Below are 24522 nucleotides of genomic sequence, written 5' to 3' on the forward strand. Positions count from 1 at the left end.
TCATACTTTCTGGAAAACGCTTTCATAAGGAGGTAATCATTTGTTTAATGTTTAATATTATTTGATTTTATGAATTTGAATACTTCCTTCTATACTCACTCGGGGTTACATGCAATACTTTTTTGAATACCTGACTAAAGTATCTTTGGTCTTCATATCCTACTAAATTTGCTATCTCATAAGCTGGCTTATTAGTTTCAGCTAAAAGCCTGCAGGCTTGATTAATACGAACGGTTTTAAGGTGTTCAGAAAACGTTATTTTGTGAACCTTCTTATACAACGTACTTAAATAACTACCATTAAACCCAAACCGATTAGCAACGACTTCAATGGTTAAAGGCTGATCGTAGTGGGTTTCGACATACTTCTTGGCCTCTCGAAGTGCATTTACCGTTTCACTTTCATTCTTTTGATATTCTTTGAAAATACCTTCAGTTATCAATGGCTTATCTATAAACTCTTTTTTGCTTAAATAGTGAATAGCACATTCATAAGACTGAGTGATCTCCTTTAATTCATTAACGGTTGGCCCAATTGCAACCGTGGAGACCAGTTTATCCTCAAGGTATGTCATTGCAATGTTTTCTATCTTTTCACGTGATGACAGTCCACCACTTACATATATTTTCTGTTCATTCCCAAGAGGATAAATATATACAAATTCATCTTTTGTATGTATTTCTTCAATCGTTCCAATTTTATCTTTATCCGTTATCATGAGGGTATAACTTGGATATTCAGTCACAAGATTTATATCTTTAATATCTTCTTGAAATATTAAATCTAATGCCAATTGCTTAAGGGTAGATTTCTGAATTTTAACCTTAGCTTCAATTTCAGTTATTGCTTTTTTAATTACAGTAAAAAATTCATCCCGATCTATTGGTTTTAACAAGTATTGAAATGCTTTAAAGTGAAGAGCATCACGAACATATTCAAACTCGTCGAAACCACTTAGTACAATGACTTCATCTGTCGATCGCTTCGAAGATATTCGTTTTAAAAATTCAATGCCACTCATATCTGGCATCTTAATATCAGTAACAATAATGTCTGGTTTTAGTTCTTCATAAAGCTCTAATGCTTCCACACCTGAAGTTGCCGTCCCTGTTACATAGCAATTAAGAGACTTCCAAGGTAATGTGGTTTTTAAACTCTCCATGATTAATTCCTCATCATCAACAAGCATTACCTTAAACACTTAACCCTCTCCTTTTATAGGAATAGTGATCTGAATGGTCGTTTGACCTTTGGTACTGCAAATTACGAGTCCGCTATTGCCTGAGTAATACATTCGAATTCGATCGTGTACATTTAATAGTCCAAGTCCAGTGAAAGATGATTCATGGCGATTATTCAACTGAAGTAATATGTCTTCAGTGAAGCCAGGCCCATTGTCAGTAACATGAATGACGATCCTATTTTCCTTTCTTTTAGCCTGAATTGAAATATGGTTAAACGTCTTGTGTTTCTTACCATGTTCAATACTGTTTTCCACAATCGGCTGTAGAATGAGTTTCAAAACGCTGTTGTTCTGCACACCTTGATCAACCTCAACGTCATAATCAAACCGATTCATGTGTCTGATCTTCTGAATCTCCAAATAACTGCAGACGTGCTTTATCTCTTCTTGCAATTGGATTTCATAAGGCCCTTTTAAGCTAATTCTAAGAAGCTTACCCAGGTTTGTAACTAGGTGTTGAACTTCCTTAGTTTTTTGTAAACTTGCCAAAGCATTAACAGACTCTAATGTGTTATATAAAAAATGAGGGTTAATTTGATGCTGAAGAACCTTAAATTCAGCAGCCTGTTTTTTGTTTTGTTCCTCTTCTACTTTCTTTATCATATCTCTTAACTGGCTAACCATATCATTGAAACTTGTGGTAAGTGTAGTAAACTCTTGTTCTTTATAATCCTCCATACGTACATTCAGGTCTCCACCAGCTGCTTCTGTCATCCCTTTGTTGAAGGTATTAATAAATAGGATTAACCTTTCCGAAAACATACGGTGAAACAATACGAGTAATAAAAATAACGCAACAATGATGCCAATTGTAAATAAACGTACTGGAATTAAAATATTGTTCACACTCTCCATACTTTTCATGGAAACCAGTGTCCAATCCTGAAATGTTGATTCTTGTGCATAAAGAAATTCTCGCCCGTCACTATCCGTATAAATGCCTTCTGTATCAATGAGAGATCTTGTATCAACAGGACCAGTTAACTTATCAGGGGCACTTTGGTGAATGACTCGACCCTCTTCATTGATTATCAACCACTCACTATCACTGTTACTACCTAATGTTGTTGTTTGATTTAATATCTCGGGCTTTACCAATAAAACAAAATGACCTAATTCTTCTAACGTTCGGGGATCAATAATACTTCTTCCAACGGTGAAGAAGGTACTGTTCTCTTCAATTAAGTCATCACTCGCTGGTCCAATCCAATATGGCCCCCCTCGTCTTTTCGTTACTTCTTCAAAGAAAACAGACCCCTCCAGGTCTTGAAATCGTTCTTCTGGAGCAGCCAGAAAATATAGAGGGTCATTATTTTTGCTTAGAATAAAAAAATCGAATGTATTTTGGTTATTAAACACTAGTCGTGAAATGGTACTTTCATTGTTTATCCTATCTAATGTGGATGGCCATTCTTCAGTAGTCAAATAGTTGTACACGGATGGGGATGTTGCTATATATTCAGTGAATGATTCAACTTCACTCAATGTAGCGTTAACATTTAAATCAATGGCATCCAAAGTATCCAGCATATGGCTACTAATTTGATCTCTATAGATATTGGTTGAAAACTCATAAGAGATCCAGCCTATAAGAACGAGAGGAACTACTATTGTAAGAATAAATAACAGATAGAATCTTTTTCTTATGCTCACTTTCAAACTCCTTTTGCTACATAGCTGAAGCAATTTTCTTACAATTCTAACATAGTTTTAAATTGATTATCTTAAACTACATCTCATATCATAATTAAGAAGAAAAATTAAGTCCCCTTTGATGTTCAAAGAGGACTTAATCATAACTTAGTATAAAATTGGTAGTTCAGGTGGCAATAAAGAGTCTCCCCTAAAGCACGTAAGTTTGTTTCAAATTATACAAAACATGTGTTCCTTACGTCTGGTTATTCTGAGCAAAGGGGATAATCATATTTGTTTATTGATTTACATTAACCTTAGAAAGATTCTTTTTAATCAGGTCAGCAGTAAGCTGCCCGCTCAGGGCCACCATGGGTACCCCGCCGCCAGGGTGGGTGGAGCCGCCAACAAAGTAGAGGTTTTCATAGAGTTCACTCTGGCTCGGAATTTTAAAGCCGCCGTTCTTTTTCTTATCTGCAGCAATTCCGTAGATGGAACCGCCGTTCGGCCCGTAAAGGTCTCTTAAATCATCGGGGATGAACTGGTATTCAAATTCAACCGCTTCTCTTAAGCCGGTAAGGCCCTGCCGCTCAAGTTTGGCAATGACCTTTTCACGGTACGCTTCTCTGTACTTTTCCCATGACTCCCCATCTTTAAGAGCAGGGACATGAGTGAGGACAAACAGATTCTCTTTTCCTTCAGGCGCCTGGCTCGAATCTGACTTTGATGATATGCCCACATATACTGTCGGATCATCAGCAGGTACTCCCTGATCATAGATCTGTCTAAACTCCTGCTCCATGTCATTGGCAAAAAAGAAGTTATGATGTGCCAGCTTCGGAAACTTCTTATTTACACCAAGGAGTAGGACGTGACCGGATACAGACGGGATAAACGACTTCTCGAGTTCATAGGATTTATTTACCGCTTCTGGCGAATGTGTCAGGTTTCGGTAAGCCGGGATTGCTTCCAGGTTTGAAACAATCACATCTCCCTGCACAACTTCCCCGTCCGCAAGCTCAACACCTGTTGCTATTCCGTCTTCTGTCTGAATGCCGGTCACTTCAGCCTCTGTACGCACTTCCACTCCCTGCTCTTCCAGGAGCCTAAGCATTCCCCGCGCAATATTGTACATCCCGCCTTCCACGTAATGAACCCCGATTCCAAGCTGTACGTAGGCAAGCTGGGAAAGAACAGCAGGTGCGTGATACGGTGATGAGCCTACATACATCACAAGGAAATTGAACATCTGCTGAAGGCGCTTGTCTTTAAAATACCTGCTTGTACCATCTGCAACCGTTCGCATCGGATCAAAACCAAGAAGCTCCTTTAAGGAATGAAGCTGTCTTAATTCAGACAAACCGGAGATGCTCTCCTTGTAAAAACTCTTCCTGCACAGCTCATATAAATCCTGAGCGTATTGTAAATAATCGAAGTATTTTTTGGCATCATCAGGATTTACCGACCGTAATTCATGTAGCATCTGAGGTATATCTGCCACCATGTCTACTGTTGTGCCATCTTCAAAAAAGGAACGCCAGCCCGGTTCGATCCGGGTAATCGTCATGTAGTCGGAAATGTCCTTTCCTGCACTTTTGAACAGTCTCTCCAGTACCCATGGCATTGTCAGAATCGAAGGGCCTGTATCAAATGTAAATCCCTGTCCTGAACGCTGGTTCAGCTTTCCTCCGGCACGCTCATTCTTTTCAAGTACGGTCACGTCATGCCCGTCTGCTGCAAGCCTGACCGCACAGGACAGACCTCCCAAACCTCCACCAATAACTACTGCACGCCGTTGTCCCATCACTGATTCCCCCTCGAACTTCAATTTTAATAAGCTGGGTTAAATTTAAGTGTTCATTTCCTCTCACTACTCTCTTTTTTCGCGGATTGTTCGGAGGTGGTTCCCTCCATAGGCTTCAAGTTAAGGAGAAGTAAAAAAGAGGTAAGAGGTAGCCCTCATGTCCTGCGCTTTCCGCTGCATTTACATCTCTATCATTAATGATGAAAATATCTTAATAGCAAAACATTTAAAAAAGCAGTTAATAAAGATAAGGAATAAACCGGTAGCGCTTCTGGCACCAGGATTTATATCCGTTTCCGAGTTCACCGGCAAGCATACGCTCCTCAATAATCATGCGAAATAGAAGTGCGGGAACGACCGTTACCGCAATGGACAGAAGACCAATGATGCTGCCCATAAACAGAGCAATCCCTGCCACACAAAGAAAAATGGCTGTATACAAAGGGTGCCTGAGCTTACGGTACGGGCCTGAACTGACTAAGTCCACACTTGATTCAACGGCTACATCTCTTGAAAACATTTTGCCGAGCTCCAGAATCCCCCAGTACCTCAGAGCCACACCCAGTGCGTAAACAACAAGGCCGGACAAGTGCATTCCGGTTGTTTCGGGAAAGACGAGGAAAGACCCTTCCCTGCTCATAACAGAGGCCCCAATGGTAAAGACCAGAGCCGCTACAATCCAGTAAAAGGAGCGTTTTTCCCTTTTTGTACTGCCTGATGGCTTACGGTCCCGGAAGAAGACAAACTCCAACAGCCAGATTGCTGTTATAACAAAAAATGCAATGTCTAAGATCACACCCGCCCTCCTTTGTTTCATTTAAAAAGGAATCCTCAACGTATTCGATAACGCGAATGAGGATTCCTTCGTAGAAGTTTGTCGTATTTTATTTAATCGTTCACCATCAGCGGATGGGAAAAAGCATTGTATTCCTTGTTTCTGCGGGTCAGTTCGTTACCTTCACGGAATACCGATTCAAAAAAACGGCTTGCCGGCTCAGCGAGGGCTTTGTAATAGTCCGCAAATAACGAGGCTGCGTATTCACCGAGCCATTTCTTTGGAAGGAGCTCTTCAGGAAGGCCCGGATCCACGAAGAGGAATTTTCTGTACTCATGGACGAGTTTCGTCCGCTCAACAAAGCATTCCCCGTCTGTAATTTCCCCTTTTGCAATCTTGTTTTTATCAATAATGTACTTTTCACTGTACGTTGATATAAATGCCTGATAGCGATCATTGATATCACTCAGGTTCCAGCATTCCTCAATTACCTGATGATGGTCCCTGGGTCCTTTATAGTCAGAAACAAAAAAGTGCACATAGCTGGAGATATCGTATTTCTTAATCAGGTCGTCCACCTGCTTGTCCAGAGGGTTGGGTGAAATCCAGCAGCTGTTGGAAAGCGTACCAAACCCGCTCCACACGAGTTCTTTTCTTAACTCATCACGAATATTGCGCTTCGTTTCCGGGATCGTATACATAAGCATCCGCCATTTCCCGTCCCAGCTTTCATTTTTAAGCTTAAAAATACGGTCCGCTGCTTCCTCAATCCGGTTAACACCGCGCTCAGTAAGGAAATAGTAGCTTTTGTTTCCTTCTTTCCGGGACTGAACCCACCCCTGTTTGCTCATTCTCGATATAGCGGCACGGATGGACTGCTCGTTATGCCCGAACTCCTTCAGCAGTGAAATCAGGCTGCCAATCCATATTTCGTTTCCGTAATGCCGGATATAATCCCCGTAAAGGGTAAATATCATTGATCGTGTATTCATATTCTCTTCCATTGCAATAACCTTCTCTCTTCATACTCCCCCTGTGTCGGAAAAAGCTGATTATCCGCATATTATAGCGAATAATGGATGCAATGTAAATTTAACGACCCTAGAAAAATTCGTAAGGCTTATGGCCGTTTCACAATTGTACTGATCCCCTGTCCAACCCCTACACACATCGTTGCAAGACCGTAATCGGCCTCCCGCCTCTTCATTTCGTGCAAAAGCGTAGTCAGTATCCGGGCTCCGCTTGCCCCAAGCGGGTGTCCGAACGCAATGGCCCCTCCGTTCACATTCACAATTTCATCATCCAGCTCAAGCTGTCTCATGCACTCAAGGGATTGCGCTGCAAAGGCTTCATTCAACTCAACGAGTCCTAAATCCTGAACAGTTAGCCCTGCTCTGTCTAACGCTTTACGGGTAGAATAAATGGGTCCGACGCCCATAATCGACGGTTCAAGACCAGCTACAGCCGACGTTACGTATTCACCCAGGATCTCCACTCCGAGCTCCCCTGCTTTTTCCCTGCTCATTAGAAGAAGTGCAGACGCGCCGTCGTTAACACCGGAAGCATTCCCTGCCGTTACCGTCCCATTCTCAAATAACGGACGAAGCTTCCTCATTTTTTCAAGTGTTACTTCGGGTCTTGGATGTTCATCTTTATCGACGGTAACCGTATTTCCTTTACGGTCTTTATACTCCACAGGCACAATCTCATCTGCGAACCGATCTGCTTCCATAGCTGCTTTCGCCTTCATCTGGCTGTTATACGCAAACTGGTCCTGGTCTTCCCTTAGCACGTTGAATCTCTCTGCCACGTTGTCGGCTGTCTGTGGCATCGAATCCGTTCCATACATTTCTTTCATCCTGTCGTTTACAAAACGCCAGCCGATCGTTGTATCATGCATGCCAAGATCCCCTCTGGGGAAATCACTTTCGGGTTTAGCCATCACAAAGGGCGCACGGGTCATGCTTTCTGTTCCCCCGGCAATAAAGATGTCTCCTTCTCCTGCCATAATTGCTCTCGCAGCATAGTTGACTGCATCAAGACCTGAGCCGCAAAGACGGTTGATCGTTGTTCCTGCTGTTTCTACCGGCAGGCCCGCCAGGAGGGCACTCATCCGTGCCACGTTACGGTTGTCTTCTCCTGCCCCATTGGCATTGCCGAAAACCACTTCCTCAATCTGATCAGCCGGAACACTTCTGTTTCGCTCAACCAGGGCTTTAATGACAACTGCTCCCAGGTCATCGGGGCGAACCGATTTTAACGCCCCTTTGTATTTTCCTATCGGGGTCCGGACTGCATCTACTATGACGACGCTCTTCATCTGACCACATCCCTTTGTTCCGAATAGTCGTACACACCTTTACCGGTCTTTTTCCCAAGACGCCCCGCCTTCACATACTTCACAAGAAGAGGGCATGGCCGGTACTTTTCCCCAAGGGTTTCATGAAGATAGGTGAGGTTGTTCAGACGGGCATCAAGGCCCACCAGGTCCCCGAGTTCAAATGGCCCCATCGGATAATTCAGACCAAGTTTAATCGCACGGTCGATTTCCTCCGGCGTTCCGACACCTTCCTGCAACATGTAAAACGCTTCGTTCCCCACAAGTGCACTGATTCTGCTTGTTACAAATCCCGGAAATTCATTTACAACAACCGTTTCTTTTCCCATCCGTTCAGCGACAGTCTTAGCCAATTTAACTGTCTCATCGCTCGTTTCAAGACCGCGGATAATTTCAACCAGCGGCATTTTCTGTACAGGGTTAAAAAAGTGCATGGCAATGGTTTTTTCCGGGCGATTCGTAAATGAACCAATCTCTGTAGGGCTCATTGTGGAAGTGTTGGTGGCAAAAAAACAATGCTCCCGTGCATGCTCCTCCAGAGTCTCAAAGACCTGCTGTTTAATCTCGAGCTTCTCCGGAACCGCTTCGATTACGAGATCAGCCTGCATCACGGCTTCTTCCATGCTGGAACTGTAAAGAAGTCGATCATTTGCGTCTGATGCCTCAGTTTCAGAGATTTTGTTGCGTTCCACGCCTTTCCGGAAGATCCCGTCAATATCACGGCGGGCTCCTTCAAGAGCCTCAGAGTTAATATCCACGAGTGTTGTTTTATATCCTCCAACGGCACTTACATAGGCAATACCTCTGCCCATCACACCGGAACCGATTACGGCAATGTTGTTGATGTTCATCTATGTAACCTCCTATAAAATTCCTTAGATTTATGCAAATGAGGGCGGATTTTGTCGAACGGTCGATATATTGTACTTAAGGATCGATATATCCTGATTAAGGGTCGATAAACTCGCGTTAAAGGTCGATAAATCCCAATTAAAGGTTGATAAACTCACAGTAAGGGTTGATAAATCTCCCCTGATACCCGAAGCACCACCGGGGAAAGCAATACACACCGGCTGCATTCCTTTCTCAATCTTTCCGTTTTGAAAAAAAGGCGAGGCGCGCTTGTCAACGCCCTCGCAAAAGGATGGTTCAGGTGAAAACACAGGTATTTCAAACTGGCAATGGCTCCGCACGCTGCTCGCCCGGCAGATGCCGGGCTCTTTAGCTGCGGCTCCGCTCATTGCTTCGAGGGTGACACATAAGGTAAAATCCAAACTTCCGGATCAACCTCTTCATCTTCTATCCTACAGTCCGAACGGGTTTAACGGCCGGTTTCCAACGTAGGAAAGCACACTTTTTGTTTCTGTATAAAGGTCGAGGGTTTCCACACACAGCTCACGTCCGAATCCGCTCTGCTTATACCCTCCAAACGGTGTACCAGGGAATGCTGAGAACGGACAGTTGACCATGACAATACCAGCCTGGATACCGCTGGCTACACGGTTTGCACGGCCGTTGTCTTTCGTCCATACTGCAGACCCGAGGCCGAACTCAGTATCGTTGGCAAGCTTGAGCGCTTCTTTCTCATCCTTAAATGTCATCACAACCACAACCGGACCAAAAATCTCTTCCTGAGCAATTGTCATGTCATTTGTTACATCAGTAATGACTGTTGGTGCATACCAGTATCCATCCTCAAATCCTTCAGGATGGATTTGCTCTCCTCCTGTAATTACAGTCGCACCATCTGCCACTGCCTGTTTCACATAGCCGTCAATGACATCAACCTGCTTCTGATTAACGATAGAGCCGAGGTGAGTCCCTTTGTCCATCGGATCGCCAAGCTTAAGCTGCTTCGTTTTAGCTACGAACTTTTCCATGAACTCGTCATACACATTTTCATGGATAAACAGACGGGAGCGTGCTTCACACGACTGACCTGTGTTGTAGAAGATTCCAAACAGTGAACCGTCTACTGCTGCATCGATGTCTGCATCATCAAACACGAGGTTTGGTGACTTCCCTCCAAGTTCAAGAGTCACGCGCTTTAGTGTTTCAGACGCTTTTGCCATAATGTCTTTCCCGGTACCGGTTTCACCGGTAAAAGCTACTTTGTCCACGCCTTTGTGCTCTGTAAGTGCAGATCCGACAGTCGATCCCGGTCCTGTTACAACGTTAACGACACCTTCAGGAACGCCGGCTTCGTGGCAGATTTCAGTAAGAACAATGGCCGTGACAGGTGTAAGGCTTGCAGGCTTTAGTACAACTGAACAGCCAACCGCAATCGCAGGAGCGATTTTCCATGCGGCCATCATCATTGGGTAGTTCCACGGAATGATCTGTGCCGCAACACCTACCGGCTCTTTCTGTGTGTAGTTGAAAAATCCGCCTGGAACGTTGTTTACAGAACCTGTATGACCTACAATAGCACCTGCATAGAATTCAAAGTCTTCGATTGACTGCATAACCTGACCCTGGGCAGCACCTACACTTTTACCGCTGTTCAGTACTTCAAGTTCAACGAGTTCATTGAATCGGGAGCGCATAATAGACGCAATTTTGTTCATGACACGTGCACGTTTCCCAACCGGATAACGCTTCCACTTTCCGTGATCAAACGCGTTTCGGGCAGCTTCTACTGCACGGTCCACATCTTCCACGCCTGCTTTTGCAATCTCAGCCAGCGGCTTACCCGTTGCCGGATTGTATGTGACAAACGTTTCTCCGCTGAGACTGTCCACGGATTCGCCGTTGATTACCATCTTATAAAGATCACGCTTCATGACTTCGTTATCAAGCTTTTTCTCTTCTACGCTTTTCATTTCATTATCCCTCCAGTAGGTTATTTTCCTGAATAACTTGGCTGCCTTTTATCAAAAAAGGCTTTCATTCCTTCCCGGTGGTCGTCGGACTTACCGGCAGTGCGCTGGGCATAAGCCTCGTATTCGAGCATGTCAGCGAGATCATGGTCCCAGCTTTTATATAAGTATCGTTTGATTAACCCTATCGCCTTCGTAGGCATATGGGCTAGGCGTTCGGCGTACGCTTTTACACCTGCCTGAAATTCTTCCTCGGAATACACGTCATTTACGAGCCCAAGCTCTTTTGCCTTCTCTGCCGGCACCTTTTCACCAAACACGGCAAGCTCCATGGCTTTTGCATGGCCTACAAGCCTCGGCAGGTAGTAAAGAGTACCGGAGTCAGGTACGAGGCCGATATGAATAAACGCTTCAACGAACGCAGCTTTTTCTGAAGCCAGACGGAAATCAGAAGCCAGAGCAAGACTCATCCCTGCACCTGCAGCAACACCGTTAACGGCAGCGATGACCGGTTTTTCCAGTGAGGCCAGTTCACGAATCATCGGGTTATAGCGTTTTCGTAAAAATTCAGCGTGATCGGTGTCTTCGTTTACACCAGCCAGATCTTCCCCGGCACAAAAGGCTCTGCCTTTCCCTGTAAGTACGACCGCTCTCACTTCAGTGTCTTTTCCAGCTGACTTTAAAGCTTTGATAATCTCTTTGTTCATTTGTTCAGTAAAGGCATTGAGCTTGTCCGGACGGTTCATTGTGACCCAGGCAACATTGTTTTCAACCTGATAAAGAATGGTTTCGAACATCCTTCATTCTCCTCTCTACTTCCCTGTAAATCGAGGTTTCCGCTTCTCCAAAAACGCCTGCATGCCTTCCTTCTGGTCAAGTGACGAGAACAGCAGATAGAAGTTTTTCCGTTCCAGTTCCATACCTTCTTGCAATGGCTGATCCACGGCTTTGTTAGCGGCCTCCTTAATGAGCCTTACTGCCAGCGGCGGCTGCTCGGCGAGGCGTTTTGCAAACTTCATCGTCTCTTCCATCACCAGTTCCGGTGCGATTAGACGGTTCACAAGCCCGCACGCCAGTGCTTCTTTTGCCGGAATCGTATCCCCTGTCCAAAGGTATTCAAGCGCTTTTGTTTTCCCCATTGCTTTTGTGAGCCGCTGTGTTCCCCCTGCACCCGGCATCACTGCGAGGTTTACTTCCGGAAAGCGGAAATCGACAGTCTCGGAGGCAAAAAGGAGATCGCAATTCAACGCAAGCTCAAAGCCGCCCCCGAATACAAAACCGCTTACAGCCCCTATGACCGGTTTTTTCACATACGCCATCCGGTCCCACTGGGCAAATTGATTGAGAAGCTCAAGACTGACCGCATCATCATTGGCCATTTCTTCAATGTCTGCACCTGCTGCAAAAGCACGGTCAGAGCCTGTGAGCACAATGACGCGAATCGTGTCATCCCGGTCATACACAAACAGCTGCTCAACGACCTCATCGACCATTTTCCGATTCAATGCATTGTAGACGTCCGGACGGTAGAGCTGAATGACGCCAACCGGGCCTTCCGTCCAATGCCTGATCGTCTCTTTAAGACTCATCGACTTCTTCACCGATCATCATAGTCACAAGACTGCCGGCAAATCCCATAAGGTCTTTCCCGCTTGCTTTAGCTTCATCGGTTTTCATCGCTTTTCTTAGTGACTCATGATCGTCGTAGTACATTTCGCAAAGAAGGTGATAGTCACTTTCACCGCCCATCGGTGAGCCAACGATTTTTGTTACTTCCATTTTTCTCAGACCCGGGATCTTCTCTGTAATTGGTGCGTGTGTGTTAAAGTAGTGCTCATCAAATTCCTCTTTGTTTTCCGGATTCTTGTAAAGTGCGATTAGTTTTACCATGTTAAACACCCTTTCAGATTTTAGTAGTTTTATATATTTGCAACCGGCTTCATGGCTTCAAAAGGATTCTTGCAGCTCCGGCAGTACAAAATACTTCTGCATGCTGTCGGACCGAAGATGTTTTCCATCGTCGTATAGGTCGATCCGCAATAGGGGCAGTCAATATGCCACGGCTCACCAGGCGTATGTTCTGACGGAGGAGGCGCAATGCCGTATACTTTCAGCTTTTCTTTTCCTCCTTCAGAGATGGAATCCGTCGTCCAGGGAGGGTCATATACATATTTCACTTCCACCTCGTCGATCCCTTCTAATCCAATGACAGCGTTTACAATATTCTTTTTAATAATATCAAGAGCCGGGCAGCCGACAAAGGTCGGTTTTGCCTGAATACGAGCTTTCGTTCCTTCCACTTCCACTGTATCGAGCATCCCCAGCTCAACGATGCTGATCGAGGGGATTTCAGGGTCTTTCACTTCCTGAAGCACTGCCCTAATTTCTTCAACCAGTTGTGCGCGTTCAATGACCACCTTACTTCCCCCTCTCATTTTTACAGATGTCAGGCTTTTGCCTCAGTGCCATTCGCTTCTCGCGCTGGTGACTGCACTCACTATTACCAGCTTGTGACCGGATCTGTCCTGTACACTTCTGAAAGGATGGATAAAGCCTGGTTAAGATCTTCTGTATGTTCGCCCATCCGGCCGTTTCCGCTTTTCATTCCCGGCTTCCGCTCAATCTTGTAGTCAACTTCGCTAAGAATATGCTGTACTTTCTCCACCCATCGGTCTCTAAGATTCTGTTCACTTGAAATGAGGCTGTACTCATTCATGGCTTCACCTTCAGGTCCGAGGGTCAGCACACCATCAAATTCATCCCATACCCGCTCAATCGCCGCTTCCATCCGCTGTCTCGCTTCCGGAGTGGATTGCATTAGCTGCTTAAACCACAGCTCCCAGTGCATCAGGTGATAATATTCTTCTCCGATCACCCGGCGTGCAATGTGGGCGAGGGGCTTGTAGGAAGAGTCTTTCAGGCTTTGAAGGCGGATCGTTTTGGCATAATCGTAGAAAAGGTTGCGTACAACTGCGAACGCCCAGTCGTAATCAGGCTTCTCCAGGTACGTTCCTGTTCCGTTCTTTTCTTCCAGAATGATCGCGTTCCGGTATTCCACAGGGTTACGGAGATGACTGATATCGTCTGCTTTTCCCTCCCCCAGTTCTTCAAGGAGCTGATAATACATAACAGCGTGGCCCATTGTATCCTGACTTATGGAAGAGAAAGCTACGTCTTCTTCTATGTGCGGGGCAAGACCGAGCCATTCGGAACCGCGGTATGCAATCATGAAGTCATCATCGGCAAGCTGGTAAAGAAGGGCTTTGGCCGCTTCATATGCTTTCGTATGTTGTTTGAGTTCTTCTTTCGTTTCAAAAATCAACGCTTCCACCTCCTATTTGAGAAGATTCTTTTCTGTAAATTGTTCCTGCTCGTACTCACGCCATTTTTTCTTTAAATAGCCGTATCCTTTTGTTTCACGGTAGCTCTTATTATCAAGGCGGGTCAGCACTTGGCGTTCCTCTTCACCAAGGCTTGAGATATCACTGCGCTTTACGACCCAGATGTTTACGCACGGCTCTCTTCTGAGGAAGTTTTCCTTCGCCATGACCATGGCCATCTCCTTATTCGGGGCAAGAAGGCTGAACTGGTGCTGAAAAGGAGCCATCTGATTTCGCTTGCTGAACACTTCGTATTCTTCGTAAAATTCATTGCTCATTTAGTGCGCCTCCTTCACTGCCGGGTTTGCAAGGGCATCACGGACCCACGCTGTATTTTCATAGGACGCAGTGCGAAGATCAAGGCGTTCTTTTGACATCGGCCCATGACCGGTAACGATTTTTTTGAATTCTTCCCAGTCAGGCTGTTCGTAGATCCACTCGCCTTTTTCTTCATCATAATGCATTGTTTCATCGGGAATCTTGAGGCCGATTGATTTGATTCTCGGAACGTACTTATTAAAAAATTCCTGACGGAGGTCTTCATTCGTTTTCGTACGGATTTTGTATTTAATGTTTTTGTTTACGTGTGACTTCCCGACGTTTTCCTTCGAGCGCGGCCCGAAGAACATGAGAAGTGCAGGCCACCAGTCATCAAGGGATTTTTGAATCATGGCACGCTGCTCTTCAGAACCTTCTGCGAGTGCCAGAATGATGCTTTCCCCGTGCTGGGCATGGAACACTTCTTCTGCACAGATACGCTGGAGCGCTCTTGCATATGGTCCGTATGAGCTGTTTAACGACATGCTCTGGGTAATAATTGCTGCTCCGTCGACAAGCCAGGCAATAATCCCAGCATCACCCCACGTCGGTGCCTTCATATGAAACACATTGTGGAATTTGAGACGGCCGCTGAACAGGTCCTTTAAAATATCTTCACGATTTCGTCCAAGTGGCTTCATCAGATCTTCCGCAACACGCAGAAGAAGCTGGCCGTGGCCCATCTCGTCCTGAACTTTTGCCATGATGGCGAGTTTGCGGTGCAGTGTCGGTGCTTTAGGAACCCACTCCTTTTCTGGAAGCGCTCCCATAATTTCGCTCACTGCATGCATACTGATCAGTCTGATAAGTGCTTCTCTATAATCGTCTGGCATCCAGTCATCTGCTTCAATCCGCTCTCCAGCTTCAATTCTTTCCATGAACCGCTGGTACTTTTCCTCGTAAGAGAGGTCTGTCGTCATCAATTTCAACACCATGCCGGCTCCTCCTTTATATAACGTTTATTTAACGTCATTATATATTTGTGTAATAAATAATGCAATAATTATTTGAAAATTCTTAACCGGGAGGGTGATTTTATTGATATTAAGGATGTTTCGGGACATCTTGCGGGGCGATTCGAGCTGATTGACGGATTTCTTTCAATTATTAACGGGTTGGGGTTATTATTTAACGGGTTGGGTAGTCAGGGGGCTGATTCAGGTGATTGAAAAAGCAGAGAAGCGTTCGTAATAAGGATGTGGAAGTTTTTATGGAGAACTATTTGTGTTTTATGCAGGACTTTAGTGGATTTATAGAGAACTTGGGCTTGTTTATGCAGAACTATCAGACATTTATGGAGACTTCGACACCACTTAAAGAGAATTCGTCATTATGCGACACCGCTTCCGCCCCGCCTCTCCTCCTCACTAAAAAAAGTTTCTCTTAAAAGGAAAAAACGACCCTTTAATGGGGCTGCCTCACTAAAAAAAGCGGGGCTCCATGCCCCGCGCTTCTACAACAAATCCGCTGCCATCTGGGCAAGGCCGGACCGCTCGCCTTTTTCCAGCTTCACGTGAGCCGTCTGTCCCTGGGATTTCAACCGCTCAGCTACATACGTCAATCCGTTGGTATATTCATCAAGATACGGATGGTCAATTTGTTTCGGGTCACCCATGAGCACAATCTTACTTCCTTCGCCGACACGGGTAAGAATGGTCTTCACCTCATGCTTCGTCAGATTCTGGGCTTCATCGATAATGATAAACTGGTCCGGAATACTGCGTCCCCGGATATACGTAAGAGCCTCAACCTGAAGAGATCCCATGCCTGCAAGAATTTTGTCCAATTCTCCAGGCTTCTTCGCATTGAAGAGATACTCAAGGTTATCATAGATTGGCTGCATCCACGGCCGGAGCTTTTCTTCTTTTTCCCCCGGCAGATAACCGATGTCTTTCCCCACGGGAACAACCGGGCGGGCTACTAGCAGCTTTTTGTACTTCTGCAGGTCCTCAGTCTGGTACAGTCCCGCTGCCAGAGAGAGGAGTGTTTTCCCGGTACCCGCTTTCCCTGCAAGCGTCACGAGCGGGATGTCATCCCGGGTTAAAAGGTCCAGCGCCATTCGCTGCTGCACGTTTCGAGCTCGGATTCCCCAGATCGGATCCTCATTTGCAATAAACAGTTCCACATAATCATTATCTTTGTCCATTTTTCCAAGGGCGGAACGGGAAGGAGCAGATTCGTCACGGAAGATAAAAAACTGATGGGGCTGGGTAATTGTCCGTGTAAAGTCCTTCTTTCCGAGCTTACGTTTCTCAAACAGCTCATCCATCTTTTTCGGTGCAAGATACTTTTCTTCGTATCCTTTATACATCCGGTCAAACTGAACAACACGGTCGCTCAGGAAGTCTTCTGTAGGAAGCCCCAGAGCATCAGCCTTTACCCGCATCAGCGCGTCTTTACTCACAAGGACAACTTTTCTGCCGCCGGTTTTCTTTTCTTCTTCTTCTATTTTAATATTCAGCGCCACAGCCAGGATTCGGTTATCATTGGTCATTTCCAGAAAGGTCTGTTTCATTTTCTCAAACGAACGGTGGTTAAGTTCGACGGTGAGTGTTCCCCCGCTCGGCAGACTCACACCAAGGTGCAGCTTTCCTTTTTCTCTGAATTCATCAAGCAGTCTCGCAACCTGACGAGCATTCCTTCCTATTTCATCCATATATCGTTTCTTTGAATCGACTTCCTCCAGCACAACGGCGGGGATGACGATATCATGTTCGTGAAAGGAATAAATCGCAAGCGGATCTTGAAGCAGGACATTTGTATCGAGGACGTAAATGTTTTTCAACTTCTCGCCTCCTGGTTTCAATTGGAATGCAGAACATCAGCCGGAAATAATAAAGCGGTCTCTTCTACTTTTCAGCCTTTCCTTTACTCCTAATGTATGTGAAAGAGAATAAAGATAGACGCTAAAACAAACAATAGGTAAAACACCTTTTGAAATGAGGGATTCCCTTTGAAGAAATGGATAATAACACTACTTGTTCTCTCCATTGCCGCAACGGGCTGTCAGCCGGCCGATGACGGGCAAAATGATGAAGATCCGCTGGAAGGACAAAGTTATAATGAACCGACTGAAAACCCGTATAACCAGTGGGGTGGCCATAACGCTAATGTGATTGCCAACCACCTCGCACACCTTTGTACCCAGCTTCCGGAAGTAAGCCATGCAACGGCTGTTGTCCTGGGCCCTTATGCTGTAGTAGGGCTGGACATTGAGCCTGATATGGACCAGAGTGATGCCGGACAGGTTAAATATGCTGCCACTGAGACTCTTGCCGATGACCCATACGGAGCCGAGGCCCTTGTAACGGCAGACCCTGACATCACCGCCCGTCTTAACGAAATGCAAAAGGATATTGCAGACGGGAAACCAGTATCAGGTATTATGGAAGAACTGGCTGCCATTGTCGGCAGGCTGATGCCGGTTACTCCAGGACCCGAGCACCGTAAAGATACAGAAGGCGACCCAAGTGACGTAAACGATGACCGCCTTAACAATCAGCGTCAGAATGAACTCGAAGACGTACAGAACAAGCAAAGTAAAGGACGTAAAAATAAGCTGAAAAAAGGCGAATAACTAAATGTTTGAAAAAGGTGTCTGAAACAATCGTTTCGGGCATTTTTTCTTATCTTCGTTTTCCGTATCGACTTAGGGTACATCTAAAAAAACTGCCCCAACCAGAATGGTTATGAGACAGTTTCTATAAATCAAAGGGTACGGACCGCTTCCAGTACCTGACGGTCAAGTTTATCCGCAGCTTCTTTATCATACGTTTTTTCATACTTAGGCTCTTGTGAAATCCGTGATCCGTAAAACATCACATCACGAACCTCTTCAACCTGAATTTCAACGAGAGCAAGCTTTAGAGGTACACCTTCCATTTTTTCACTGAGGATCTTTGCACTGCCGGCAACGGAGTATGTAGAGCCATTGCCAACAAGAGTGAGTGTCACTTTCGGCTGCTGCCGGATGTTTTCTACAATTCGGGAACGGTTATCGACTGCAAAGCGAATGGCTTCCCTGTGCGGCGCAAATACCCAGCTGATGGCATTCACATTCGGTCCGGCTGTTTCATAGTCCACTGTAGCGAGTGTTACATAGCGCTCCTGCTGCAAGAGAGGAAGTAATTCTTCGGTTAAGGATGTTTCTACTTGATTTGCCATGAATATATCGCCTCCTTTGTCCATTATAATACTACTATACCTAGATTTTCATGAAGATAAAACTGCAGTTTCATTAAACCCTGGTAAAAATCCGTAACCGGAGGGGAAAACATGAGTGGGCCGTTTAAAGATAAAAGCGAGATCGAGCATCTCGTAAAAAAACTCGAGTACTATACAAGGCGCCTTGAGAAGCTGGAACACCTGGATCATAATATGGACAAAATTAATTATGCCCTGGAAAGGGCAAAAATACGGGATATCCTCTTAAATTACACAAATCCGAGGCGTGTTTTCATGATGAACATTCTAGTCGGTATTGGACGGGGGCTCGGGTTGACCATCGGAACGGTTGTGGTCATTTCCCTTGTCGGCCTTATTCTGCGCCAGTTTGTGGACCTGCCTCTTATCGGCGACTGGATCTCCACTCTTCTCCAGTACGTGGACTCCCGGTCAAATCCGTCGTAATTTTTGTCTGATTATCTCTATCCCATCTCTTTAACCGAAAGCTCTGTTTTAAACTCAGGTGTTGATTAACGTTGTAATCTCTTTCCGCGGGGTGCCGGTGTTCTCCCTGGGCATAAGCTGTGAAGTGTGTTGGGCACTCCGCGTTGATCATTTTAAAGACATAAGTCCCCATGTAAAAAGGGCGTAATTTTTTTGATACAATCGTTCAAGTACACTGATTCTGTTATACTGTAAAGGAAGACTCAAATTATCCAACTTCACTTTATAGTATAAAAAGTCAAAAAAATAGAGGTGTCGCATGAGAGTTCAATGTGTAATGTGTAACATCGTTGAAGATATCGATGATTACTCACCCTTGGCAAAGAAATTAAGAAACCGGCCTATTCATACCTACATGTGTGACAAATGCCACAACCGTATTGAAAAACGGACGAACGAACGGAAAGCAACCGGCAATTTCAAAACATATGAAGAAAAAAAAGACGAAGACGAGTGGCTCATCTGAGCATCGTCTTCGTTTTTTACTGGCGGTTCTCTGCCGGTTCTCCGGTTTCCCCGTCCTCTTTCTTTCTGCGTCTCATTTGGATTCTGTAGACACCCAGGACGACAGCTGCAACGAACAGTGATTCAATAATCGGAAGAGAAAAAGCCAGGAACGTGATAAACAAGTTACCAAAGAGCATCATCACGTAGACCACAACCATTTTCAATACAGGCAATTTCCTTGCAAATCCGAGGTTAAATACAAGAACAGTCATAATATTGATAAGTAAAAACAGCATCCAGTATGCGAAAAGGAAATTCTCCGGATTTTGTGCACCAAACAACTCCGCAATAGGAGTGAGGTTAAATTCACCAGGCGTTTTCTGAGTAGCTAAAAGCATCAAAGACATTCCTCCAGTTTTCACAAAACGTACATCAAAACACAGCTATTATACCACACATAATGCGTGCTAAAAACTACCGGAAATCGTTTCTCACAAAGCCGTAACAATCTTGCGGGCCCTTGTTCGATGAACAACCGGCGAAAATCGATGAAGAAAATCCATAAAGTGTTAAAGTGAAATCACTCTAACCATCAACAATCAATTAAGGCTAAAGCTTCTTTATCTGCAATAATGGTCAGGTTCGGGTGTTCTTTTAATACCGTGGCCGGAATATCCTCTGTCACCTTATTGCTGCAAATAAGGTGATAAAGTGCTTTTGACTTATTTTTTCCTGAAGCGAGCAACACGATTTCCTCGGCTTCCATAATGGTCTCTATTCCTATTGTAATGGCATGGGTTGGCACTGCATCAATACCGGAGAAAAAACGGGCATTGGCTTCCCTGGTAGAGGGAGTGAGCTCAATGACATGAGTTCTGGAATTAAAGGAAGTACCCGGTTCATTAAATCCTATGTGTCCATTTTCCCCAATGCCTAAAAGCTGAATATTGACCTTTTTCAAGTCCCTTATAAGCTGCTCATACCGCTCGCATTCTGTTTCAGGATTCCCGGCGGCTCCGTCAGGTAAGTGAACGTTTTTTTCCGGTATATCAATATGATCAAATAAATGCCGGCGCATATAAGTGTGATAACTGTGCGGATCGTCTGCACGTAAACCAACGTATTCGTCAAGGTTTACGGTGTGGATATATTTAAAGGAAAACCCTCTTTTCTTTGACTCTTTGATGAGCTCTTTGTACATCCCCTCAGGGGTGCCCCCTGTAGCAAGTCCCATCACATTCACTTCTTCGTCTGACAGCTTGCCTATAAAATGGAGAGCTGCACACCTGCTCATTTCAGTGTAATCTTCTACTTTAATTACTCTCACGGTCTTCCCTCCCCCCGTTGTATGTATACACTCTTTTACCCAGACAATAGGTTTCAAGAATCGTAAAATCACTCCCCAGTACGGCAAAGTCAGCATCCTTCCCTCTTTGAATACTGCCTTTACGGTCGTCAACACCGAGCTGTCTGGCTGGGTTTAAACTGGCCATCGTTATTGCCTCATTAAAGGAACATCCGCTGAATGTGACCATGTTCCTTACAGCTTCGTTCATTTTTAATACACTTCCTGCAAGAGTACCGTCACAGAGCTCTGCTTTTTTACCTCTTACCGTTACTGCCTGTCCCCCCAGGTCGTACTGTCCATCAGGAAGTCCTTTCGCCCTCATGGCATCTGTAATAAGGATGATACCGTCTGCTCCTTTGTTCTTGTATGTGAGCCTGATCATTTCCGGGCTGACGTGAATACCATCGGCGATTAATTCAGCTTTAATACTGTCGTGGAGAAAAATCCCCCCGGCTGTACCTATGTCCCTGTGATGAATCCCTCTCATTCCGTTAAACAAATGAGTGGCGTGGACAGCTCCCTGCTCGGCTGCTTCCCTCACTTCCACGTATGTGGCATCAGAATGGCCAATCGAAGGAATCACATTATTTTGTGCCAGAAACCGAACGAAACCCATCCCTTCTTCCGGGGCGATGGTGGCCAGTTTAATTGCACCTCCTGACGCCTCCTGAAATTCTTTGAACAAAGATACGTCAGGTTTATGAATGAATTCTTTCGGCTGCGCTCCCGCTCTTTTTAAAGATATAAATGGTCCTTCAAGGTGTATGCCCAAAAGTTCGGCTCCCAAGGTAGTAGGCATACTCATATAGGAGGCTGCATTTTGAAGCGCCTGTATCTTTTTTTCCTTGCTCTGGGTAAGGGTTGTAGCAAGAAATGCTGTTGTACCTTCCCCGGGAAGATGACGAACCATCGTAGGTATCGTATCTTCCTTCGCATCCATTACGTCTGCTCTGTTCGTTCCATGAATATGGAGATCGATAAATCCGGGGACAATTTTCGTGCCTAGCGGATAAGAGATTACTTCGGCACCGGTCACCCCTGATGGAGAAGCTGATCCTATCTCTTTAAAGATGCCTTTGTCCATCGAAATTAACGGATCTTTTATGACGCCTTCATCTAAAACCAATTCACAACCTGGATAAAACAACGTTTTCATATATTTTCTCCTCTCATACCCGCTTTTTTTCCATGGTTATGTTCATGACTCCCATCTATCTTTCCACTCAAATTAGTATTTTCCTGATTAAGCACTACTTTGTTATACAAGCGTAGCACCATAATGTACAGTTGTCTATACCACCTGTCTGCGATTAAACCTGTTTATATCAGTACGCCTCCGACTGTTAAAATTCAGCGCCTCATTTCTGTAAAAAATTTGTATCGGTCTCCCCTGTAAACAGATTTTACAAATTCAAAAGGTACACCGTTATCCAGGCGGCTCACTCTCTTCATTAATAATACCGGAGACCCATTATCTATACCCAGAAGACGGCTCTCTTCTTCTTTAGCGATAGAAGGTTCTATGGTTTGTTCTGCACCACCAATGACGAGACCGAGGCTTTCTACGTACTCATAAAAAGAGTTGCTGATCCGTTTTGGGGAGAGTTCAGAGAAGATCGTTTCAGGAATTGAGAGTACTTCATAGGCCATTGGCAGTCCATCAGCAAGCCGAACCCTCTTCATTTGATACCCTCTCCCGTCCGTTTCCAGTTTTAATTTTTTACACACTGATGGAGGGAATGTTGTTTCTTCAAACTGGATAAGCTTTGTTCCCGGGTCCATCCCCCTGCTTCTCATGTCTTCAGAAAATCCGGTCAACGTTATGATCGGCTGTTCAACTTTCCTTTTTGCTACAAACGTCCCTTTTCCCTTCTCCCTCACTAAGAGACCTTCGTTTACAAGGTTTGTCACAGCCTGACGAATGGTCATTCTGCTGATCTCATACTTTTCGGAGAGGGCTCTCTCGGAAGGGATCAGATCTCCTTCACACAGGTCTTTGCTGTCAATTTTGTTTCTCAGCAACTCTTCCAGCTGGTAATAGATCGGTACAGGAGAGCTTTTATCAATCATGCTCACGCCTCATTTCGTATGTATTGTCTTTTCCCTGTTATAAATTGTACAGATTACTTGCCAAGTTGTCTAGACCACTGACCTTTTCATCAATTTAGATTTCATGTAAAATGAGTCTAGAGAAGGAAGGAGTGTACGCTATTATGAAAACGTTTAACTGGCCATTATTTATACTTTCTGTTTTTGCAGCCTGTGGAATTGCAGGCGTTGGAATCGGTCTTGCTGAAAGCAGCATACTCATCATCCTGATTTCGGTTGTTGTAACCATCGCTGCTGTGGGCGGAGGATTCTCGATCCGGAAGAAAATTCTTGCAGAAGATTAGGTAACGAGTTCAAGTCACGTGAGATAAAGGTGAGCAGTCAGGGATTTCGGCATTTGAGGCAGATGCAGGACGAGCTTTACAATCGATCAGAAGCATATCTCTTTACACGTTGACTTGATCATCATAAAACCGTCCTTTTCTTTTTGAAAGGGGCGTTTTTTTGTATCTCATCCCTCGTGAAGTTCAGGTTATGCAGACTATTTGATTTTTATGGATAATTCCAGGAGGATAAGCAGAAGTTTGGACGGTTTAAGGAGGCTCGGGGCCGGGGTTTGGAGACCCGGGCATGTTTTATGCAGAAGTTTGGACGGTTTATGGAGAACTTCGGCCCTTTTATACAGAACTTTGGTCGTTTTAAAGAGAATTCGTCATATTTCGACACCTCTGCTCCGAAACCACCCACAAAAGAATCAGCCGCCATCTTTAACAACCCTGCATCCTTCAAATGCAGCACAAAAGCTGTCCGAAAAGGCGAACCTTCTCGGACAGCTTTACTATTTTCCGTGTATTTCTTTCATTATGTCTTTGTAAATAGCCGGGTTTGCAGCAAGAAGGGTATCTTTATTAAGAAAGGTGAGCTTGTTTCCTTCATAGTTTGTCGCGATCCCGCCTACCTCTTCAAGAAGGACATATCCCCCTGCCATGTCCCAGGGAGCGAGGTTGAAGCTGATATAGGCTTCGATCCTGCCGCATGCGACATAGGCCATTTCCAGTGAAGCCGCACCGTATGAGCGGATGCCGCGGGACTGATTCACGAGAGCTTCCAGACGGCGGTCTTTCATGACCCAACCTGCGTTGAAGCTCAGAAGTGACTCGTTCATTGTGACGTTCTCAAGCCGGGGCAATGGTTCCTCGTTCAGGAAGGCACCTTCACCATTAAGGGCAGTAAAAATCTCGTCCGCCATCACATCATAAATGATCCCTACCATACCTTTACCTTCGTGAAAAACCCCAATAGAGATCGCAAAATAGCATTTTTGATGGACAAAGTTTACCGTGCCGTCAATCGGATCAATGATCCAAACGGTACCGTCAAGGTCGTCAACTACATCTCCAAGCCCCTCTTCTCCCATAATTCTGTGGGTTGAATATTTTTCATTTATTTTGTTTTTAAAGAATAATTCCGTTTCCCTGTCCACATCGGTTACGAGGTCGTGCTCGTTTACCTTAGTATGGATTTCGTATGTATCATCCATCATTTTCCGGATGCTTTCACCTGCTTCTTTCGTCCACGAAATTGCAGTCTCATAAATGCTTTGCCACTGTTCCTGTGTCAATGTGATTCCTCCTCGGTTCTGCTATGAACAATCTATACCATAAGCCATGTTGTGTTGCAAACATCTGTCACCGTTTGACA

Annotated in this window: 27 protein-coding genes; 4 read left to right on the forward strand and 23 right to left on the reverse strand. The window is 44.9% G+C overall.

From position 1 onward, the window contains the following. Positions 1-67: 67 nt before the first annotated feature. From JSY36_RS09250 to JSY36_RS09330, 17 genes are all read right to left on the reverse strand, one after another. Complete coding sequence (locus JSY36_RS09250) at positions 68-1201, reverse strand: response regulator (RefSeq protein ID WP_205166165.1); 1134 nt, start codon at positions 1199-1201, stop codon at positions 68-70. Beyond that, on the reverse strand, positions 1202-2896 hold the full coding sequence (locus tag JSY36_RS20830) for a histidine kinase (RefSeq protein WP_205166166.1): 1695 nt from the start codon (positions 2894-2896) through the stop codon (positions 1202-1204). A gap of 277 nt (positions 2897-3173) precedes the next feature. Then, positions 3174-4679 carry a phytoene desaturase family protein gene (locus JSY36_RS09260; protein ID WP_205166167.1) on the reverse strand — a complete coding sequence of 502 codons (1506 nt, stop codon included), beginning with the start codon at positions 4677-4679 and terminating at the stop codon, positions 3174-3176. A gap of 238 nt (positions 4680-4917) precedes the next feature. Beyond that, on the reverse strand, positions 4918-5475 hold the full coding sequence (locus JSY36_RS20835) for a methyltransferase (protein WP_205166168.1): 558 nt from the start codon (positions 5473-5475) through the stop codon (positions 4918-4920). A gap of 92 nt (positions 5476-5567) precedes the next feature. Beyond that, positions 5568-6446 (reverse strand): phenylacetic acid degradation operon negative regulatory protein PaaX, encoded by an 879-nt coding sequence (gene paaX / locus JSY36_RS09270; protein WP_205166427.1) that lies wholly within the window; start codon positions 6444-6446, stop codon positions 5568-5570. A 128-nt stretch (positions 6447-6574) separates the two neighbouring features. Then, the gene (locus JSY36_RS09275; protein WP_205166169.1) at positions 6575-7774 is read right to left on the reverse strand and encodes a thiolase family protein; all 1200 of its coding nucleotides are present in this window, start codon (positions 7772-7774) and stop codon (positions 6575-6577) included. Next, positions 7771-8643 carry a 3-hydroxyacyl-CoA dehydrogenase gene (locus JSY36_RS09280; protein ID WP_205166170.1) on the reverse strand — a complete coding sequence of 291 codons (873 nt, stop codon included), beginning with the start codon at positions 8641-8643 and terminating at the stop codon, positions 7771-7773. Before JSY36_RS09280 ends, JSY36_RS09275 begins: the two co-directional genes overlap by 4 nt. Positions 8644-8673: 30 nt before the next feature. After that, on the reverse strand, positions 8674-9066 hold the full coding sequence (locus tag JSY36_RS09285) for a hypothetical protein (protein ID WP_205166171.1): 393 nt from the start codon (positions 9064-9066) through the stop codon (positions 8674-8676). A 30-nt stretch (positions 9067-9096) separates the two neighbouring features. Continuing rightward, complete coding sequence (locus JSY36_RS09290) at positions 9097-10614, reverse strand: aldehyde dehydrogenase family protein (RefSeq protein ID WP_205166172.1); 1518 nt, start codon at positions 10612-10614, stop codon at positions 9097-9099. Positions 10615-10634: 20 nt separating this feature from the next. Continuing rightward, entirely contained in the window at positions 10635-11408 is a 774-nt protein-coding gene (locus JSY36_RS09295; RefSeq protein ID WP_205166173.1) for an enoyl-CoA hydratase-related protein, read from the reverse strand. Positions 11409-11423: 15 nt separating this feature from the next. Continuing rightward, entirely contained in the window at positions 11424-12200 is a 777-nt protein-coding gene (locus tag JSY36_RS09300; RefSeq protein ID WP_205166174.1) for an enoyl-CoA hydratase-related protein, read from the reverse strand. Next, positions 12190-12501, reverse strand: a complete 312-nt coding sequence (locus JSY36_RS09305; RefSeq protein WP_122897284.1) for an EthD family reductase — start codon at positions 12499-12501, stop codon at positions 12190-12192. Before JSY36_RS09305 ends, JSY36_RS09300 begins: the two co-directional genes overlap by 11 nt. 29 nt (positions 12502-12530) lie before the next feature. Beyond that, positions 12531-13028, reverse strand: coding sequence for a 1,2-phenylacetyl-CoA epoxidase subunit PaaD (gene paaD / locus JSY36_RS09310; RefSeq protein WP_249414027.1), 498 nt, complete (start codon positions 13026-13028; stop codon positions 12531-12533). A gap of 83 nt (positions 13029-13111) precedes the next feature. Beyond that, positions 13112-13933, reverse strand: a complete 822-nt coding sequence (gene paaC / locus JSY36_RS09315; protein WP_122897286.1) for a 1,2-phenylacetyl-CoA epoxidase subunit PaaC — start codon at positions 13931-13933, stop codon at positions 13112-13114. A 12-nt stretch (positions 13934-13945) separates the two neighbouring features. Then, positions 13946-14269: a 1,2-phenylacetyl-CoA epoxidase subunit PaaB gene (gene paaB / locus JSY36_RS09320; RefSeq protein ID WP_205166175.1), complete on the reverse strand. Its 324-nt coding sequence runs from the start codon at positions 14267-14269 to the stop codon at positions 13946-13948. Beyond that, a complete protein-coding gene (gene paaA, locus JSY36_RS09325) occupies positions 14270-15244 on the reverse strand; it encodes a 1,2-phenylacetyl-CoA epoxidase subunit PaaA (RefSeq protein WP_236784702.1) in 975 nt (324 codons plus the stop codon). 518 nt (positions 15245-15762) lie between these two features. Further along, complete coding sequence (locus JSY36_RS09330) at positions 15763-17094, reverse strand: PhoH family protein (protein ID WP_205166176.1); 1332 nt, start codon at positions 17092-17094, stop codon at positions 15763-15765. A 168-nt stretch (positions 17095-17262) separates the two neighbouring features. Between JSY36_RS09330 and JSY36_RS09335 the strand changes: the two genes are divergently transcribed. Beyond that, a complete protein-coding gene (locus tag JSY36_RS09335) occupies positions 17263-17886 on the forward strand; it encodes a YhcN/YlaJ family sporulation lipoprotein (protein ID WP_122897289.1) in 624 nt (207 codons plus the stop codon). A 131-nt stretch (positions 17887-18017) separates the two neighbouring features. Here the strand turns inward: JSY36_RS09335 and JSY36_RS09340 are convergent, their stop codons facing one another. Continuing rightward, positions 18018-18473, reverse strand: a complete 456-nt coding sequence (locus tag JSY36_RS09340) for a pyridoxamine 5'-phosphate oxidase family protein (protein ID WP_122897290.1) — start codon at positions 18471-18473, stop codon at positions 18018-18020. Between the two features lie 111 nt (positions 18474-18584). On the opposite strand from JSY36_RS09340, the gene JSY36_RS09345 reads away from it, so the two are divergent. Then, positions 18585-18938, forward strand: coding sequence for a DUF5665 domain-containing protein (locus JSY36_RS09345; RefSeq protein ID WP_205166177.1), 354 nt, complete (start codon positions 18585-18587; stop codon positions 18936-18938). Positions 18939-19236: 298 nt separating this feature from the next. Continuing rightward, entirely contained in the window at positions 19237-19443 is a 207-nt protein-coding gene (locus JSY36_RS09350) for a YlaI family protein (RefSeq protein ID WP_122897292.1), read from the forward strand. Positions 19444-19459: 16 nt separating this feature from the next. Here the strand turns inward: JSY36_RS09350 and JSY36_RS09355 are convergent, their stop codons facing one another. From JSY36_RS09355 to JSY36_RS09370, 4 genes are all read right to left on the reverse strand, one after another. Next, the gene (locus tag JSY36_RS09355; protein ID WP_122897293.1) at positions 19460-19822 is read right to left on the reverse strand and encodes a YlaH-like family protein; all 363 of its coding nucleotides are present in this window, start codon (positions 19820-19822) and stop codon (positions 19460-19462) included. Positions 19823-20016: 194 nt separating this feature from the next. Continuing rightward, positions 20017-20751: a glucosamine-6-phosphate deaminase gene (nagB, locus tag JSY36_RS09360; protein WP_205166178.1), complete on the reverse strand. Its 735-nt coding sequence runs from the start codon at positions 20749-20751 to the stop codon at positions 20017-20019. Next, positions 20738-21928, reverse strand: coding sequence for an N-acetylglucosamine-6-phosphate deacetylase (gene nagA, locus JSY36_RS09365; protein ID WP_205166179.1), 1191 nt, complete (start codon positions 21926-21928; stop codon positions 20738-20740). Before nagA ends, nagB begins: the two co-directional genes overlap by 14 nt. 194 nt (positions 21929-22122) lie before the next feature. After that, positions 22123-22842, reverse strand: a complete 720-nt coding sequence (locus JSY36_RS09370; protein ID WP_205166180.1) for a GntR family transcriptional regulator — start codon at positions 22840-22842, stop codon at positions 22123-22125. 143 nt (positions 22843-22985) lie between these two features. Between JSY36_RS09370 and JSY36_RS09375 the strand changes: the two genes are divergently transcribed. After that, entirely contained in the window at positions 22986-23165 is a 180-nt protein-coding gene (locus JSY36_RS09375; RefSeq protein WP_122897297.1) for a DUF5325 family protein, read from the forward strand. 494 nt (positions 23166-23659) lie between these two features. On the opposite strand, the gene JSY36_RS09380 is transcribed toward JSY36_RS09375, so the two are convergent. Beyond that, positions 23660-24442, reverse strand: coding sequence for an inositol monophosphatase family protein (locus JSY36_RS09380; RefSeq protein ID WP_205166181.1), 783 nt, complete (start codon positions 24440-24442; stop codon positions 23660-23662). Positions 24443-24522 lie beyond the last annotated feature (80 nt).

Origin of the sequence: Alteribacter salitolerans (assembly GCF_016901055.1) — a bacterium.
Lineage (GTDB): Bacteria > Bacillota > Bacilli > Bacillales > Salisediminibacteriaceae > Alteribacter > Alteribacter keqinensis.

Bases quoted from the DNA above. Each gene is read 5' to 3' on its own strand.
- JSY36_RS09260 (WP_205166167.1), bottom strand. From the start codon at position 4,679: ATGGGACAACGGCGTGCAGTAGTTATTGGTGGAGGTTTGGGAGGTCTG.
- paaX (WP_205166427.1), bottom strand. From the start codon at position 6,446: ATGAATACACGATCAATGATATTTACCCTTTACGGGGATTATATCCGG.
- JSY36_RS09275 (WP_205166169.1), bottom strand. From the start codon at position 7,774: ATGAAGAGCGTCGTCATAGTAGATGCAGTCCGGACCCCGATAGGAAAA.
- JSY36_RS09280 (WP_205166170.1), bottom strand. From the start codon at position 8,643: ATGAACATCAACAACATTGCCGTAATCGGTTCCGGTGTGATGGGCAGA.
- JSY36_RS09290 (WP_205166172.1), bottom strand. From the start codon at position 10,614: ATGAAAAGCGTAGAAGAGAAAAAGCTTGATAACGAAGTCATGAAGCGT.
- JSY36_RS09295 (WP_205166173.1), bottom strand. From the start codon at position 11,408: ATGTTCGAAACCATTCTTTATCAGGTTGAAAACAATGTTGCCTGGGTC.
- JSY36_RS09300 (WP_205166174.1), bottom strand. From the start codon at position 12,200: ATGAGTCTTAAAGAGACGATCAGGCATTGGACGGAAGGCCCGGTTGGC.
- JSY36_RS09305 (WP_122897284.1), bottom strand. From the start codon at position 12,501: ATGGTAAAACTAATCGCACTTTACAAGAATCCGGAAAACAAAGAGGAA.
- paaB (WP_205166175.1), bottom strand. From the start codon at position 14,269: ATGAGCAATGAATTTTACGAAGAATACGAAGTGTTCAGCAAGCGAAAT.
- paaA (WP_236784702.1), bottom strand. From the start codon at position 15,244: ATGGTGTTGAAATTGATGACGACAGACCTCTCTTACGAGGAAAAGTAC.
- JSY36_RS09340 (WP_122897290.1), bottom strand. From the start codon at position 18,473: ATGGCAAATCAAGTAGAAACATCCTTAACCGAAGAATTACTTCCTCTC.
- JSY36_RS09345 (WP_205166177.1), top strand. From the start codon at position 18,585: ATGAGTGGGCCGTTTAAAGATAAAAGCGAGATCGAGCATCTCGTAAAA.
- JSY36_RS09350 (WP_122897292.1), top strand. From the start codon at position 19,237: ATGAGAGTTCAATGTGTAATGTGTAACATCGTTGAAGATATCGATGAT.
- JSY36_RS09355 (WP_122897293.1), bottom strand. From the start codon at position 19,822: ATGCTTTTAGCTACTCAGAAAACGCCTGGTGAATTTAACCTCACTCCT.
- nagA (WP_205166179.1), bottom strand. From the start codon at position 21,928: ATGAAAACGTTGTTTTATCCAGGTTGTGAATTGGTTTTAGATGAAGGC.
- JSY36_RS09370 (WP_205166180.1), bottom strand. From the start codon at position 22,842: ATGATTGATAAAAGCTCTCCTGTACCGATCTATTACCAGCTGGAAGAG.
- JSY36_RS09375 (WP_122897297.1), top strand. From the start codon at position 22,986: ATGAAAACGTTTAACTGGCCATTATTTATACTTTCTGTTTTTGCAGCC.